General features: G+C 66.4%; 12 protein-coding genes and 1 pseudogene. 3 read left to right on the top strand and 10 right to left on the bottom strand.

Translation table 11 applies throughout. From position 1 onward, the window contains the following. Positions 1-132: 132 nt before the first annotated feature. The 4 genes from glpD to PJ250_RS10500 form a co-directional block, all read right to left on the bottom strand. Complete coding sequence (gene glpD / locus PJ250_RS10515; protein WP_271644476.1) at positions 133-1653, bottom strand: glycerol-3-phosphate dehydrogenase; 1521 nt, start codon at positions 1651-1653, stop codon at positions 133-135. Between the two features lie 255 nt (positions 1654-1908). Further along, positions 1909-2712 carry a DeoR/GlpR family DNA-binding transcription regulator gene (locus PJ250_RS10510; RefSeq protein ID WP_271644475.1) on the bottom strand — a complete coding sequence of 268 codons (804 nt, stop codon included), beginning with the start codon at positions 2710-2712 and terminating at the stop codon, positions 1909-1911. A 54-nt stretch (positions 2713-2766) separates the two neighbouring features. Beyond that, the gene (locus tag PJ250_RS10505; RefSeq protein ID WP_271644474.1) at positions 2767-3501 is read right to left on the bottom strand and encodes a MauE/DoxX family redox-associated membrane protein; all 735 of its coding nucleotides are present in this window, start codon (positions 3499-3501) and stop codon (positions 2767-2769) included. A 131-nt stretch (positions 3502-3632) separates the two neighbouring features. Further along, positions 3633-4673, bottom strand: coding sequence for an MBL fold metallo-hydrolase (locus PJ250_RS10500; RefSeq protein WP_271644473.1), 1041 nt, complete (start codon positions 4671-4673; stop codon positions 3633-3635). Between the two features lie 95 nt (positions 4674-4768). On the opposite strand from PJ250_RS10500, the gene PJ250_RS10495 reads away from it, so the two are divergent. After that, the gene (locus PJ250_RS10495; protein WP_271644472.1) at positions 4769-5410 is read left to right on the top strand and encodes a TetR/AcrR family transcriptional regulator; all 642 of its coding nucleotides are present in this window, start codon (positions 4769-4771) and stop codon (positions 5408-5410) included. A 31-nt stretch (positions 5411-5441) separates the two neighbouring features. On the opposite strand, the gene PJ250_RS10490 is transcribed toward PJ250_RS10495, so the two are convergent. After that, entirely contained in the window at positions 5442-6305 is an 864-nt protein-coding gene (locus tag PJ250_RS10490) for a DNA ligase (protein ID WP_271644471.1), read from the bottom strand. Positions 6306-6497: 192 nt separating this feature from the next. Between PJ250_RS10490 and PJ250_RS10485 the strand changes: the two genes are divergently transcribed. Continuing rightward, positions 6498-7286, top strand: coding sequence for an SPFH domain-containing protein (locus PJ250_RS10485; protein WP_271644470.1), 789 nt, complete (start codon positions 6498-6500; stop codon positions 7284-7286). A 21-nt stretch (positions 7287-7307) separates the two neighbouring features. On the opposite strand, the gene PJ250_RS10480 is transcribed toward PJ250_RS10485, so the two are convergent. The 3 genes from PJ250_RS10480 to PJ250_RS10470 form a co-directional block, all read right to left on the bottom strand. Next, positions 7308-8183 (bottom strand): DMT family transporter, encoded by an 876-nt coding sequence (locus PJ250_RS10480; RefSeq protein ID WP_271644469.1) that lies wholly within the window; start codon positions 8181-8183, stop codon positions 7308-7310. A 112-nt stretch (positions 8184-8295) separates the two neighbouring features. Beyond that, a complete protein-coding gene (treA, locus tag PJ250_RS10475; protein WP_271644468.1) occupies positions 8296-9939 on the bottom strand; it encodes an alpha,alpha-trehalase TreA in 1644 nt (547 codons plus the stop codon). A 197-nt stretch (positions 9940-10136) separates the two neighbouring features. Beyond that, positions 10137-11687, bottom strand: a complete 1551-nt coding sequence (locus tag PJ250_RS10470; protein WP_271644467.1) for a glycoside hydrolase family 64 protein — start codon at positions 11685-11687, stop codon at positions 10137-10139. Between the two features lie 482 nt (positions 11688-12169). Between PJ250_RS10470 and PJ250_RS10465 the strand changes: the two genes are divergently transcribed. Then, complete coding sequence (locus PJ250_RS10465; RefSeq protein WP_271644466.1) at positions 12170-12502, top strand: RcnB family protein; 333 nt, start codon at positions 12170-12172, stop codon at positions 12500-12502. 74 nt (positions 12503-12576) lie between these two features. Here PJ250_RS10465 and PJ250_RS10460 read toward each other — a convergent pair. After that, a pseudogene (locus PJ250_RS10460) lies at positions 12577-13403 on the bottom strand (alpha/beta hydrolase). Positions 13404-14050: 647 nt separating this feature from the next. Further along, positions 14051-15526: a SulP family inorganic anion transporter gene (locus PJ250_RS10455; RefSeq protein WP_333909478.1), complete on the bottom strand. Its 1476-nt coding sequence runs from the start codon at positions 15524-15526 to the stop codon at positions 14051-14053. Positions 15527-15714 lie beyond the last annotated feature (188 nt).

Raw genomic sequence — 15714 nt, 5'->3', positions numbered from 1 at the left:
GGCTCCATGACGGCGTGGCCCAGTGCCCGCCTCCTCTTGCTCCACATGTCATCGACCTCCCGATGTTGACGTCTTGAAAAACCGCCCGGCGGGGGCCAGGCGCTGGAATGCATGGTGTCGCGCTACGCGTGTTCAGCCTGCGACGAACGCGGGGGCCGCAGGCGTTGCGACCTGCGTGGAGAGGTAGGCGGACAGGCGCTGCTGCTGGCCTGGGGACAGGCGCAATCCCAGCTTGCTGCGTCGCCATAGCAGATCTTCGGCCTCCACGACCCACTCGTTTGCGCGCAGGTAATCGACCTCGGCCTGGTAGAGGTCGGCGCCGAAATGTTCGCCCAGATCGTCCAGGCTGGCCGCCTTGCCCAGGATCGCCTCGACCCGCGCACCGTAGTTGCGCACCAGGCGCCAGGCCATGTCGCTCGGCAGCCAGGGCCGTGCAGCGCGCACGCCGGCCAAGCGTTCGTCGAATGGCGCCATCTCGCCGCCAGGCAGCGGCGCCCCATGCGCCGTCCAGGCCGGGGCCTTGCGGCCGAGTTGGTCGACCAGTTTGTCCACCGCTTCCTCGGCGAGCTTGCGATAGGTGGTGAGCTTGCCGCCAAACACGCTCAGCAGCGGCGCCCCCTTGGCATCCAGCTCGAGCTGGTAATCGCGGGTGACCTCCGAGGCGTTGTCCTCCTCGTCCTCCAGCAGTGGGCGCACGCCGCTGTAGGTCCACACCACGTCGGCCGGGGTGATGGACTGCTTGAAGTAGCGGTTGGCCGCCTCGCACAGGTAATCCACTTCGTCCTGGTTGATCTGCGGTCGGGAGGGATCGGCGTGGTATTCCATGTCGGTGGTGCCGACCAGGGTGAAGTCGCGCTCGTAGGGAATGGCGAAGACGATGCGGCGGTCGGGCTGCTGGAAGATGTAGGCATGGTCGTGATCGAACATCCTCGGCACCACGATGTGGCTGCCCTTGACCAGGCGCAGCGCATATTCGTGCTTGACCCCGGTGGCCACGTCATCGAGGAAGTTGACGGCCCAGGGACCGGCCGCATTGATCAGAGAGGTCGCCTCCACGGTGATGCGCTCGCCCCGCGCGTTCTCCAGTTCGGCCACCCAATGGTCGGCCTGGCGTCGCGCACTGACGCACTTGGTGCGCACATGCACAGTGGCGCCGCGGGCCTGGGCATCCATCGCGTTGAGGACCACCATGCGGGCGTCCTGCACCCAGGCATCGGAATAGGCAAAGCCAGTGGTGAGTTCATCGCGAAGCGGTTGGCCGACCACGTCGGTGCGCAGGTTCAGGCGCTTGGAACCTTCCAGCGTGCGCTTTCCGCCCAGGTGGTCGTAGAGGAACATGCCGATGCGGATCATCCAGGCCGGACGCAGGTGCGGCTGGTGCGGCAGGACGAAACGCAGCGGCCAGATGATGTGCGGCGCCAGCCGCAACAGCACCTCGCGTTCGGCCAGCGCCTTGCCGACCAGACGGAACTCGTACTGCTCCAGATAGCGCAGGCCGCCGTGAATCAGCTTGGTGCTGGCGCTGGAGGTGTGGGAGGCCAGGTCGTCGCGCTCGCACAGGCACACCGACAGGCCACGGCCCACTGCGTCGCGGGCAATCCCGGCGCCGTTGATCCCGCCACCCACCACCAGCACATCAAACCGTTCAGCCATCTTCCAACTCCTCGACGCCGGACCCGCCCGGCACTGACAGCGCTCATGACCTGCTGGAAATGAGCAAGGACGATCTTAAACGAACAAATACGAACATTTGGTGATGGCGGCCCGCCCTGGGCCGAACTAAGCCTAATGCTTTGGTCTTATTGGAAAGCGCACGCCCTCACTGGGGCTGCTGCGGCGCAGCGCTCCGACTTCACGCAGGCGAAACGTACAAAAACGAAAACTGAACGCGCGCGTGCCAGAAGGGTGTCAGTGCTCCGGCGCCACATGCACCCGGGTGCCGGCCTGGTCCAGGATCTCGGCCAATTCCGCAGGGGGCGCGCGATCGGTGAACCAGTCGTCCACCAGCGAAATCGGCCCCAGCCGGCACAGCGCATTGCGGCCGAGCTTGCTCGAATCGGCGGCCAGGAATACATGGCGGGAGTGCTCGACGATGGCTTGAGCCACCCGCACCTCCTGGAAATCGAAGTCCAGCAAGGTGCCATCTGGCTCGATGCCGGAAATGCCGATGATCCCGTAGTCCACGGTGAACTGGCGCACCAGGTCGATGGTCGGCTGGCCGGTCACACCTTGATCCCGAGCCCGGACCATGCCGCCGGCGACGATGACCTCGAAGCTCGGGTTGGCGCTCATGGTGACCGCCACGTTGAGATTGTTGGTGATCACCCGCAGCCCCTGATGCTGCATCAGGGCGGCGGCCACGTCCTCGTTGGTCGTGCCCAGATTGATGAACAACGACGCCTCATCGGGAATGTGCCGCGCCACTTCGATGGCGATGCGTCGCTTCTGTTCGGCCAGCAACGACTTGCGCGTGGTGTAGGCCATGTTCTCCACGCTGGAGGGCAGGCTGACTCCGCCGTGGTAGCGACGCAGCAGGCCTGCCTCGCACAGCAGCGCCAGATCACGACGAATGGTCTGCGGGGTGACCTCGAACTGGGTCGCCAGCCCCTCCACCTCGGCATAGCCCTGCTGGCGCACCAGGGCGACCAGTTGTTCCTGGCGTCGATTGAGGACCGGCGGCTCCACGCCGGCCGTGCCGTTGGCTGCATTCATGCGCGCATCATCGCCCAAGCGGCCCGCACGCAGAACCCTCGTGGTGCGCACATCTCATGCCAGCGCCATCCACAGTCCCATGGCGACCATCATCAGGTCTTCGGTCAGCGAGACGAAGCCCAGCGGCACGCGTGAGCCGCCGCCGACGCAGGCGCACTTGATCTCGCGCTTCTGCACATAAACGGCGTAGAACACCGAGACCGAACCGATCCCCCCGATGAAGATCGCCACCGGCGCCGCCAGCCAGGTGCCCGCCTGCGCCAGCATCAGCACCCCTGCCAGCGCTTCGAGGAACGGGAACAGATACGCGTAAGGCACCCAACGCCGCGCCAACAGGTCGTATCCGAGGAACATCGTCGCGAAGCCGTCGACGTCCTGCAGCTTCTGTACCGCCAGCAGGCACATGGCCAGCGCGATGAAGCGTCCCAGGGTGCCGACCTGCCAGGGCGCGCCCTCGATCAGCCAGCCCAGGGCCAGCGCCATCGCCGCGGCCATGCCGAAGAGCGCGATGACCGGCCGGTAGCTGGTCGCCTCCGGATCCTTGACCGGCTTGCCCAGCCATCGGCGCAGGTCGTCGTAGCCGCCAATGCGCAGTCCGTCGATGAAGGTCTGTGGCGTGGTCTCGACCCCGTGCTCGGCCTTGAAAGCGTCGGTCTGCTCGCGCGTGCGCAGCCAGTGATCATCGACACGATAACCCTCGCGCCTGAGCAACCAACGCGCCTTCAAGCCCCAGGGGCAGACGTGCTTGTCCATCACCATGCGATACAGCGAAGCGGATCTTGGAGCCATTGCCGACATGTGCCCTCCCGCACGATGTGCCTTGTCCAGGCAGTCAGCCTAGGCAGGGCGAAGCGTGCAGAGGGTGAATCACATGCCGCGGCGGCTTCACGCCAAGCAAAACCGCCAATGCGGCGGGCGCGTCAGCCGGCGACGGCGGCTTCGCGCCACCAGGCATCACCGGGATGCGGCTGCCCCAGGTCCAACCGCTCGCCGATCACTGGCGTGGCCAGGGGCACGCCGCGTTCGGCGGCCAGGGCGCTGATGCGCTCGAACGGCTCGAACCACGGGTGCAGGGCCAGGTCGAAGGTGCCGTTGTGGATCGGCAGCATCCAGCGGCCGCGCACGTCCAGGTGCGCCTGCAGGCTCTGCTCGGGCTGCATGTGCACGTGCGGCCACTGCGGGTCGTAGGCGCCGGTTTCCATCAGGGTCAGGTCGAACGGCCCGAGCCGTTCGCCGATCTCCTTGAAACCGTCGAAATATCCCGAGTCGCCACTGAAGAACACCCGCAGGTCATCGTCCACGATCGCCCACGACGCCCACAGCGTGGCATTGGCGTCGCGCAGGCCGCGGCCGCTGAAATGCTGTGAGGGCGCGGCAGTGAAGCGCACCCCGTCGACCTGGGCGGATTGCCACCAGTCCAGCTGCTGCACCTTGTGCGCCGGCACGCCCCAATCCACCAGGGTATCGCCCACGCCCAGCGGCGCGATGAAGTGTTCGGTGGTTGCCGCCAGCGCGCGCACGGTGGCGCGGTCCAGATGGTCGTAATGGTTGTGCGAGAGCAGCACGCCCTTGAGCGGCGGCAGATCTTCCAGCGCGATCGGCGGGGCATGAAAGCGTTTCGGCCCGAACCACTGCACTGGCGAGGCGCGCTCGGCGAAGACCGGGTCGGTGATCCAGAAACTCCCCTTCAACTTGAGCAGCACCGTGGAGTGGCCGAGGCGGAACAGACTGCGATCCGGCGCGGCGAGCAAGTCTGCCCGGGTCAGCGGCCGGACCTCCAGCGGGACATCGGGGACGGTGTTGCGCGGCTTGTTGAACAGGAAGGTCCACATCAGCCGCAGGCTCTTGCCCAACCCGGTCGGTGGCGTGGGCACCTTGTTGCGGAACCGGCCTGCCTGATGCTGTGGGGAGTGCGCGTAATCGGGCTTCGGGGCGGTGGCGCGCAGCGTACGGGTCTGCATGAGACGTCCTGGGAGGGAGCGGTGGAGGTGATAACTACACTGAGCAGTGTAATTGTCGGCTCGAAAAAGTAAACCGCCAAGTGTAAAATTCGCGTATGTCTGCCCCGCCGTCCCCGCCGCCAGCACCTGCCCGCCTGACCGATCGCAAACGCCAGGCCATCGTCCAGGCCGCGATCGATGCCTTCCGCGCGCACGGGTTCGAGGCCACCAGCATGGACCGCATCGCCGCCCTGGCCGGCGTGTCCAAACGCACCGTCTACAACCACTTTGCGAGCAAGGACGCGCTGTTCGACGAGATCATGCTGCGGCTGTGGCAACAGGCGGCGGCCGCCGTCGATGTCGCGTATGCGGCGCACGCTCCCCTGCGGCCGCAGCTGCTGGCGCTGATGCAGCAGAAGTTGCGCATGCTGGAGGATGAGCACTTCTTCGGACTGGCCCGGGTCGCGATCGCCGAGGCGATCCATGCGCCGGAGCGCGCACGCGACATGGTCGCGCGGCTGGGCGACAAGGAAGTGGGCCTGGCCCGCTGGATCGCCGCAGCGATGGCCGACGGCCGCCTCAAGCCGGGCGATGCGCGCTTCGCCGCGCAGCAGATGGAAGGGCTGGTGAAGGGTTTCGCGTTCTGGCCGCAGCTGACCATGGGCCAGCCGGCCCTGAGCCGCGCACAGCAGGAACAGGTCGCCTCATCGGCGGTGGACCTGTTCCTGTCCCACTACGCCAGCGACGCTGACCGCTGACCCGGCTCGGTTGCCTGTAGGGACCGATGCGTCAACGCACCGGATCGGGAGGCGGCAAGACATCGCGCACCCGCAGGAATCGCGCGAAACGCGGAAGCCCCCTGGAGGTCAGCCCGTTGTAGCGATAGGTCACCCAGGTGCCCACCGGCGGCGGCGTGGTCCGCTCGGCATCGCTGAATCCGCTGCCGAGGCGGAAGCGGCGCCCGTCCGCGGTTTCGACCAGCAGCGCACCGAGCAGCCCGGCGAACTTGCCCTGACCCGGGGCGTAGCCGACCACCCTGGCCTCGGCATCGTCGAAGGGTTTGTACTTGAGCAAGGCATCGCTGCGGCCGGCGACATAGTGCGCGTCGCGCCGGTGCAACATCAGACCCTCGCCACCCGCGTCCACCACCTGCTGCAGCCATGCATCGAGGGCAGCGGCACTGGTCACCCGGCGCTGCTCGATCATCCGCAGCTGCGGATTGCCGGCAGCCCCGATCAGGGCCTGCAGGTGCGAGACGCGCGAGGCGAACGCCGCGCTGTCGCCCGGCAGGTCGAAGACCATGAAATGCATAGCCTGCCAGCGCGGATCGTCTGGATCATCGGTGCGCACCAGCGCACTGGCCTCATCGAAGCGGCCATGGCCGATCCACAGCTCGCCATCCAGTGGCGTCGTCGGCCAGCCCCGGGTAAACCAGGCCGGGGCGTGGATGCGTTCGCCGCCCCGCGTCCACAGCACCTGCCCGTCCCAGCGCCCGCGCACGCCATCGAGCTTCTCGCTGACCAGATACGCCTGGACCTCGGCATGGCCGTGGTAAGCGGTGGCCAGCATCAGCCGGGGCGGGGTAGCGCCGCCGGCCTCGAAGACCGGGCCACCCAGGCACAGCACCAGCAACATTCCCGACAACACGCGCATCGCCCTGCTCCCTGCAAGCCCGTCACCGAGAAAGCTTCGCGCCCGGAACCGGATGGCGGCATCGGGCAAGGGCGGCGGGCGGGGTAGGACAACCCCGCATCGGCCGCCACGCGGCCCACCCGGCCCTTATCATCGGCTTCGACCCGCCGCCGCGGGGCGTGCAGGCTTGCAAGGACATTCCAAGGGGACAATATGAAGCGTGTTTTTCTGACGCTGGCCTGCGCGGCCAGCGTGGGCGGCTGCACCGTGGTCAAGGTCGACCCCGGCCAGGAGGCCGTGTTGATCGACCGGCCGCGCGTGTTTGGCGAAGGCGGCATCCGCGACGAAACTGTCAAGCCAGGCCTGGCCTACACCTGGCTCACCACCGACGCCATCGTGGTCGATGTCAGCCCGCAGGTGCTGTCGGTGTCTTTCGATGATTTCTCCTCGTCGGACAACATCCTGCTGGACTTCGAAACCACCATCCAGTACCGCATCACCAATGCGCCCAACCTGCTGCGCAAGTTCGGGCCGGACTGGTTCAAGAACAACATCAGCAGCCAGTACGCGGCCATCGTGCGCGACCAGGTCAAGCGCTTCGACATGACCAGCATGATGAGCGATGTCACCACCGCCCAGCGCATCGATGACGCGGTCACCGGCGCCATCCGCAAGGTGGTCAGGGACCAGGGCCTGGACGTGGAGATCATGAACATCACCCTGGGCCGAGCCAAGCCCAACCCCAACGTGCTGCAGCAGATGAACCTCACCGCCGCCCAGCAGCAACGGGTCAAGACCCTGGTGGAGGCGACCAATGCCGAACTGCAGCGCGCCAAGGAACAGAAGGCCATGGCCGATGCCGACAACGCCTACCGCAACGCGATGAACCTCACTCCCGAGCAGTACCTGGCCCGGCAGATCGCCGAGATCAACGCCGAGGCCTGCACCAAGGCCGCGGCCTGCTACATGGTGCCCAGCGGCACCAGCGTCGTCGCCAAGTAAGGCCGTGCCCGTCGGCGCGGATCAGACGATCCGCGTGCGGCGGCGCCAGGTGGTGACCTGGTTCCAGCGGACAAAGGTCACCAGCCCGGATACCAGGATCAGCGCGATGCCCACGCCGGTGGGCCAGTCCAGCCGGTTGTGGAACAGGAAGTAGCCGAACACCAGCGCCCACAACATCTGGCTGTACTGGGTGGGCGCCACCGCGCTGACCGGTGCCAGGCGCGTGGAATACATCATCAGGATCGCCGCCAGCCCGGCCAGCAGGCCGTAGCCGGCCACCAGCAGCCACTGGGTGGCCGTGGGCCAGACGAAGTGCGGCAGCATCAGCAGGCCGCCCATCAGCAGCGGACCCAGCACACCAGCCCCATACAGGGTGATGCGCTTCTCCTCCGGGCCCGCCATGCGCAGGCTGATCACGCCCACCGCACCGGTCAGCCCGCAGATGATGGCCGCGACGTGGCCTTCGCTGAGCTGGCGGAAGCCCGGCCGCAGGACCACCAAGACGCCGATGAAGCCCACCACCACCGCCGTCCAGCGACGCCAGTGAACCTCCTCGCGCAGCAGCAGCACCGACAGCACGGTCACGAAGATCGGCATGAGGAAGATCAGGGCGAAGGCTTCGGCCATCGGCAGCTCGGTGAAGGCGATGGCCGAGGTCAGGTTGCCGACCGCCCCGCAGAAGGCGCGCAACAGCCACACCGTCGGCTTGCGCGCCATCACCACCTCGCGCCAGCGGTCGCCGGGCTTCTTGATGAAGGGCAACGCGACCAGCATCAGCATCGCACCGAAGAACACCACCTCGTAGATGGGCAGCGTGCCCTCGAGCAGCTTCACGAACGCATCGCTGATCGCGTAGGCCGCGTAGCACGCAAAGCCCAGCAGCACACCCTTCAACATCCTTGACTCCACGCCAATCACGGCAGGCGCCGGGTGGCGCCTCCTTCCGTGCACAGTCTACGGTTCCGGCCACGGGACGGCGCCAACCACGATGCCGATTTCGCATCAACGCCTAAGGCCCGGAGGAGGCCCCTGGACGACCGTACAGATCCAGCAACATCAGGGTGACCCCGTTGGTCCAGCCGAAGCCGTCCTGGTTGGGATATTCGCCGCCACCGGCGCCCTGGCCCTGGGCCAGCACGTCGTACTTCTCGGTGAGCTTGTGCTCGGCCTCGAACACGCCCTGCACGCGCGCCAAAAAGCCGCGTCCGATCCGCCCGGCCAGGGCGTCTTGTCCGTAGCGGCGCAAGCCGGCCACGGCGACCCACTGCAGCGGTGCCCAGCCATTGGGCGCGTCCCACTGCTGGCCGCTCCGTACTGGCGTGGTCACCAGCCCGCCCGGGCCAAGCAGCTGCGCCTGCACGGTCTGCGCGGTGGCTTGCGCGTGCGCCGGCGAGGCCAGCCCGACGAACAGCGGGAACAGCATCGCCGCGGTCACCCGCGCACGCGGCGCCCGGGTACGCAGGTCGTAGTCGGCGTAGTACCCAGCGGGATTCCACAGGTGCCGTTCGATCGCCGCCTGGCGCTGCTTGGCGCGCGCGGCGTAGTCGATCGTGCAGGCACCGGGCTGCTGCCTGCAGGCGGCCGCCAGGGTGGTCTCCAGGTGATACATCAGGCTGTTGAGGTCCACCGGCACGATCTGCGTGGTGTGGATGCTGGACAGCCTCTGCGGGTCGTCGAACCAGCGGCTGGAGAAGTCCCAGCCCGACTCGGCGGCCGCGCGCAGATCGCGATAGACCTCGCCCGCCGGGCGCGTTGCCCGGACCTCTGCGGCGGTCCTGATATCGTGCACCCAGGCCTCCTGGCGCGGCGTATCGCGGTCGTCCCAGTAGCGGTTAAGCACGCTGCCGTCGGCCAGCTTCACCACCCGCTCGCTGGCCCCGCCTGGCGTGAGGCCATCGCTGCCGCGCATCCAGTAGGCGTATTCGGCCTGCAGTTGCGGCAGATAGCGTCGATACACACCCTCACCCCCGCGCGTGGCCGCGTCACTGACCATGTAGGCGAAGAACGGCGGCTGCGAGCGGCTCAGGTAATAGCTGCGCGTGCCGTTGGGGATGTGGCCATAGGTGTCGATCTGGTAGGCGAAGTTGTCCAGCATCTGTCGCGCCAGATCGTCATGCCCGCTCTCGGCCAATCCCAGCATGGTGAAGTACGAGTCCCAGTAATACACCTCGCGAAAGCGCCCCCCGGGCACCACGGTCGGCTCGGGCAGGGCCAGGGCGCTGCCGTGCGGTGGCACGTGGCTGAAATCACGGGTCAGCACCGGCCATAGCGCATCGATGTGCGTGCGCAGATCGTCATCCTGGCGCAGCGTCGGCGTCTGCAACGGTGGGTCTTCGTCGAAATGGGCGGCGACGAAGGCCTTGAGGTCAAAGCCCGGCGCACCGCGTTCGGCCAGGAAGGCCGCCTCCACCTGCGCAGGATCGCCACGCACGGTCATGTCCACGAAGTGCTTCTGGTCGTCGAACACCTCGCCCATCTGCACCGCCTGGAACAGCTGTGGATACAACTGGTCGGGCGTGCGCGGCATAGGAGCCGGCGCCGGTGCGGCGGGCACTGCAGTCACGGGTAAAGGCGCGCTGGCACACGATGCCAGCAGCGCCGGCATCACCACGCAGGACAGAGACAACATGGCACAACGATGGCGAAGGCGCATGGGCAGCCCGTGATGGGAATCTGAGGCGCGAGTGTGCCTCATCGGCCAGCCCTCCGTGCGCCTCAGGCAAGGCTCGGCCCACCCTCACGCATGATGCATTGCACCACGCGCCGGCACGGCGACGCGGGCCTCCGCTTGAAGACCCGCGTCGTCAAACACCTCCGCATGGCCGAATCGGCATGCGGACGCGGCAGGGCTTACCAGCCGATCGTGAAGGTCACGTCGGTCGGTGCGCTGGTGTGCAGCGAGGGACTGAAGTCGCCCACATCGTCGTACGAGAAGCCATAGGCCAATGCGTTGATGCCATGGTCGTGCCAGAACTTCGCATACCAGTTGGCGGCCTGCCCGGCGGGGTAATGCGAGGGCTGGTCGTACCACAGCGACGGCGTTTCCAGCACATGACGGTTGATCGCCGCCGAGATCTGCGCCTGGATCTGCAGTTGCACATCGACGTTGCTGGCGCCGTTGGGATCGTTGAACAGGCCGTTGCCCAGGAACACCTCCGAGGTCGTCGGTAGCCCATTGATGTAGTACGTGCCATTGGCGTTGCCGCCGGTGAACACGAAGGTGTTGCCGCTGACCCGCCCGTGGAAGGTGCCCAGGTTCTGCAACGTGAACACCAAGTCCTCGTTGCGATACCGCGCCCAGATCGCGTCGATGTAGGACTGCAGGTAGTTGCCGTTGGCGCCACCGGCGTTGAAGCTGGCATGCGCCGGGGCCACGATGCGGTAAGGCGCGTACGGCGCCTGCGCCAGCGACACGAACGGCGCCGGTGCGGCGGCCTGGAACGCGGAGAAGATCGCATCACGCGACTCGGTCAACGGCTCGCCCACGGTCTGGTCGAAGCCGCCCAACCCCTGCACCCGCAGCTTGAGCGGAAAGCCGAAGTGGTCCACCCGCGTGGTGTTGACGAAGATCCCCTGCTGCGGGTCGCCCGGCGGCAGGATCGCCATCTCGCCGAAGTCGAAGTACACATCGATGTTCGGGTCGGAGGCGTTCTCGATGTTGGCTCCGGCATAGCCCAGGTTGCCGTCGCCGTCGATGAGGACCTTGATGTACATCGGCGAACCGACCGAGAACAGGATGCGCGCCGAATCCAGTGGCGGGATGGTCACCTGGCTGGACTGAGCCAGGGTGTGGAAGTAGTTGGTATAACCCTCACCGTTCTTGGTCAGCGCCCCGTTGTCGCCGACCGCCATCGGGACCAGGTTGCCGCTGGCATCCACATGGACGAACTGCCCAGTGTTCCAGTCCTTGCCGATGATCGCCCAGTACACGTCCGCATCGGCCCAATGGCCATTGGTCTGGTTGACGATATGGAAGGTGGTCTGGCCATTCCAGCTGCCACCCGCATTCCCCCCATCGTCGCCCGGCGGATCGGTGCCCGCGTCGGTCCCGGCAGTGAACTGATAGTGCGCGCTGTCGTAGGCCGGGTTGCCCTTGTTGTAAGTGAAGAAGTAATCGAGGGTGTTGCCGGCATTGACCGGAGCCACGGTGGTTTCGTAATGCCCGTTGCCGGCGTTGTAGCTCATGCGCAGGTTTTGTTGGGCGCCGCCATTGAGCGCGTAGTGCACGTCCACCCAGGACGTCATGCCGCCGGTCGGCGCGAACCAGATCGTGCCGGTGGTGCCGGACACGGTCACGCCCTGGGTGTAGTCGGCCGCACTCTGGGCGCGCGCCTGCGGAAGCCATGCGCCCAGCAACAATAGGGCCAAACTGGCCATCAACCACGATGCGATACGTTGCATGCAATCTCTCCTTTTGACCGGCCGATGGCCGGGAATGCCTGCAGGAATGGATCCATCACGCCGCGCGCCCGTCGCAACGGGCGATGCCGGTGGTGGCACGGGCACGCGGGGCCGGCATCCTGTCACGCCGATCCGCCGCCCGATGAGCAGGCTGTCCCGCAACGCCATGACACCCTGCAACATGCGGCGAAGCGGTTCGGCAGCAGCGACGCAGGGGAAAGCACGATCGACCAAGCACATGTCCCGTGCTGTCCCGCATCGGACCTGGACCCATGCCCTGCTGGCCCTGGCGCTTGCCGGTCCGCGCATCTCGGCATGCGCCCGGCCATGAGACACCGTTTGGCGGATCGGCCCAGCCATCGGCCACCTCAAGCCACGCGCCTGACCCATGACCACGCGCTTTGTCCCGAGCGTGGCTGCACCCGGGGTTCACGTCGAACTGCCTAGGGTCCTGTGCACCTAAGCCGCAAGGAGGACGCGGAATGACCGCACGCACGACACTTGCCGGCCTGCTGCTGTGCACCGCAGCGCTGGCCGCCTCCCCGGCCATGGCCCAGGGCCATGGTCACGGCAATGGCCACAACCCCAAGGCTCAAGGGCGCCATGACAATGGCAAGCACTTGGGCTGGCAGAAGCAGGCCTGGAAGCGCGGCGAGCATCTGCCGCGCGGGGACTACGACGGCTACTACGTGGACTACCGCGAATATCACCTGGCGCCGCCGCCGCGCGGTTATCGCTGGGTCCGTCCGGTCGATGACCGGTATCTCTTGGTCGAGGTTGCGACCGGGCTGATCGCCGAAGCCCTGGGGTACTGAGCGCCCGTCGGCATCGTGCGGTACGCACCCCGCACGTATTGCGGTCGGCTCTCGATAGGGGCGACCGCCTTGGCCTAGCGGCGCAGGAAGTCCAGAAGCGCGCGGTTGAATGCCCCGGCATGGCTGAGATTGCAGCCATGGGGCGCATCCGGAATCACCACCAGTTCACTGCCGGCGATCGCCGCATGCGTGCGTGCACCAGAGCCTTCCAGCGGCACGATGGCGTCGGCATCGCCGTGCAGCACCAGGGTAGGAAGACCGACCTGCGCGAGGTCCTCGCGGAAATCAGTGGAGCCGAAGGCCTCCGCGCAGCCCACCGCTGCACGTTGGTCGGCCTGGCGGCAAAGCGCCACCGTGTCACTTCGCTGCGCGTCGGTCGCTTTCACCTCACCCCGCGCGGTAAAGAATCCTTTGGTGAAATCCTCGAAGAATGCCTCGCGGTCGGCCATCAGGTCCGAGACCAAGCCATGCGCCGTCTGCCTGGATAGCGGGCCTTCCGGATTGTCCACCGTCTTCAGCAGATAGGGCGGCACGGCCGAGGCGAACACCACGCTGCGCAGGCGTGCCTGGCGTACCGCCGGATGTAACGCGCGACTTCTCCACCGCCCATGGAGAAGCCGACCAGGGTGACATCGTGCAAATCCAGTTCGTCCAGCACGCTGGCCAGGTCGTCGGCCAGATGGTCGTAGTCGTATCCGGCCGCGGGTTTGTCCGACCGCCCGAAGCCGCGGCGGTCATACGCGATCACCCGATACCCAGCCTCGCGCAGCGGCGCCAGCTGCGCCCGCCAAGCCGCAGAGGACAGTGGCCAGCCATGGATCAGGACAACCGGACGTCCCTGCCCGCCGCTGTCTTCTACGTAAAGGCGAACGGGATTGACGAATTTGGGGAGCGCGGACATGGGACCTCTCTCTGAGAGTGAAGCGGACGCGACGATGTCTTCGCCACGTTTCCTCATCTTCCCCCTCGTCCACACCCCTATGATGAAGCGCCCGCTAAGAGTCCATCAAATTGCCCTATTCAGTACGCTTGAGTGCATCTGTCACTCACGCATGTGAGCATCGCGTGTACCGCTAAGCCCCGGGATGAGAACACGCGTATCTTGCAGCGGATCACAGATAAGCCCCGGGATTTGCATCAATCTCGGGCTGCTCCAATGACGGAGCGGTTAAGGAGATATCAGGATGAAATTTAGCCTTCTCGCCGGCAGTCTGACGCTCACCGCAATCGCATCCCTTGCCTTTTCTGAAGAATCATTGGCTATCCCGAACTGCAATTCGTGCGTCCCCGCGTATCAAGCCTGCGTCGCAGCAGGGAATACAGACTGCGAGACCCGTTATGCGGTCTGCCTGAGGTGGTGTCCAGTTGAGCTCATTTCTGAGGGCGCTCTTGGAATCGTCAAACCAGAGAGTCTCGGCCCGACCTCGCCTTCCAGAACTCCACCTCGCACGCCTTTGGCCGCCATGGTCACTGGTTGATTAGCGCGAGCACCCTGAAGCGGAGCCCTCGATGTGATCGAGGGCTCTTTCAATTGATTGGGCAAATGGCCTAACCAGCGATCTCCTCGGCCCCATCCGGCAACAGCGCACGCTGGTCCAGGCCGGTCACGTGTACTTGGCACCCGTGATGGGCAAAGCGCTCGCTGACCTTGTCCAGCGCCGCCAGCGCGGTGACATCCCAGAAGCGGGCGTCGGAGACATCCAGTTCCACCGGACTGTTCTCGGCCTCGCGCGGATCGAAGGTGTCGATGAACGCATCGGCCGAAGCGAAGAAAACCGGCCCGCGCACCCGGTAGCGGTGCGCCACCACGCCGTCGCTGCCGCTCGACGCGTCATGCTCGACATGGAATGCACCACCGACCTTCCAGGCGAAGAACAGTGCGCTGAGCAGCACCCCCAGGCCGACACCCAGCGACAGATCGTGCGAGATCAAGGTCGCGGCCACGGTGGAGAGCATCACGATGCTCGACAGGCGCGGATGCTCGATGAGCTTGCGCAGCGAGCCCCAGTCGAAGGTGGAGGCCGAGACCATCACCATGATCGAGACCAGCGCCACCACCGGCACCCGGGAGACCCAATCCTTCAGCAGCACCATCAGCACCAGCAGGAACACGCCGGCAAACGCCGTGGACAACCGCCCACGCCCGCCGTATTTCACGTTGCCCACGGTCTGGCCGATCATGCCGCAGCCGGCGATGCCGCCGAACAGGCTGGCGCCGATGTTGGCCAGGCCCAGCCCGGTGCACTCGCGGTTCTTGCTGCTGGGGCTGTCGGTGAGCTCATCGACCACGCGCGCGGTCATCATCGATTCCAGCAGGCCGACCATGGCGATGGCCAGGGCCGGGCCGGCGATCACCTGCAGCGTGGCCAGGTCCAGCGGCACGGTGATGCCGTGCCAGCCAGGCAGGCTGCTGGGCAGCTTGCCCAAGTCGGCCACGGTCTTCAGCGGCAGGTCCATGCCCTGCGCGATCAGAGTCAGGACCACGATGCAGATCAGCGGAGAAGGAATGACCTTGACGCCAGGCAGTGGCACGCGCGGCAGGCCGTAGATGATCAGCAGGCCCAGCGCCAGCATCACCCAGGTCGCCGGGGTGGCCCCGGCCAGCTGCGGCAGCTGCGCGCTGAAGATCAGCACCGCCAGCGCGTTGACAAAGCCCGTGCGCACCGAGGAGCTGACAAAGCGCATCAGCGCCCCCAGCCGCAGCAGGCCGAACACGATCTGGATCAGACCGGCCAGCACACCCGCAGCCAGCAGGTAGTTCAGCCCGTGGCTGGCCACCAGCGGCGCGGCCACCAGCGCGACCGAGCCGGCCGCCGCCGAGATCATCGCCGGACGACCGCCAGCGAAGGCGATCACGATGGCGATCACGAACGAGGCATACAGCCCCACCTGCGGATCGACGCCGGCCACGAAGGAAAACGCGATGACTTCGGGGATCAGCGCAAAGGTGGCCACGGCGCCAGCCAGCAGCTCGCGCACGGGCTTGTGGCGCCATTGCGCCAGTTCGGATCGGACGAAGGACATGGGGGTTCCTGCAGGGACGGTGCCCGCGCAGACTCCGGCGCAGACATGACGAGCGCCCTATTCTGCCCAAGGCGCCCGCCACATGCACCCGGCGCAGCGAAGGCGAACCGACGCGATGACGGAAAATGCGCTTGCGTGTCCCGCCTCCGCACGCCAGCACATCGACCATGTGATCGCGCTTCGCCTCG

The sequence above is a fragment of the Pseudoxanthomonas sp. JBR18 genome, from assembly GCF_028198165.1.
Taxonomy (GTDB): domain Bacteria; phylum Pseudomonadota; class Gammaproteobacteria; order Xanthomonadales; family Xanthomonadaceae; genus Pseudoxanthomonas_A.
Note: the sequence above shows the minus strand (reverse complement) of the source record. Positions and strands in the feature narration are given on the sequence as shown.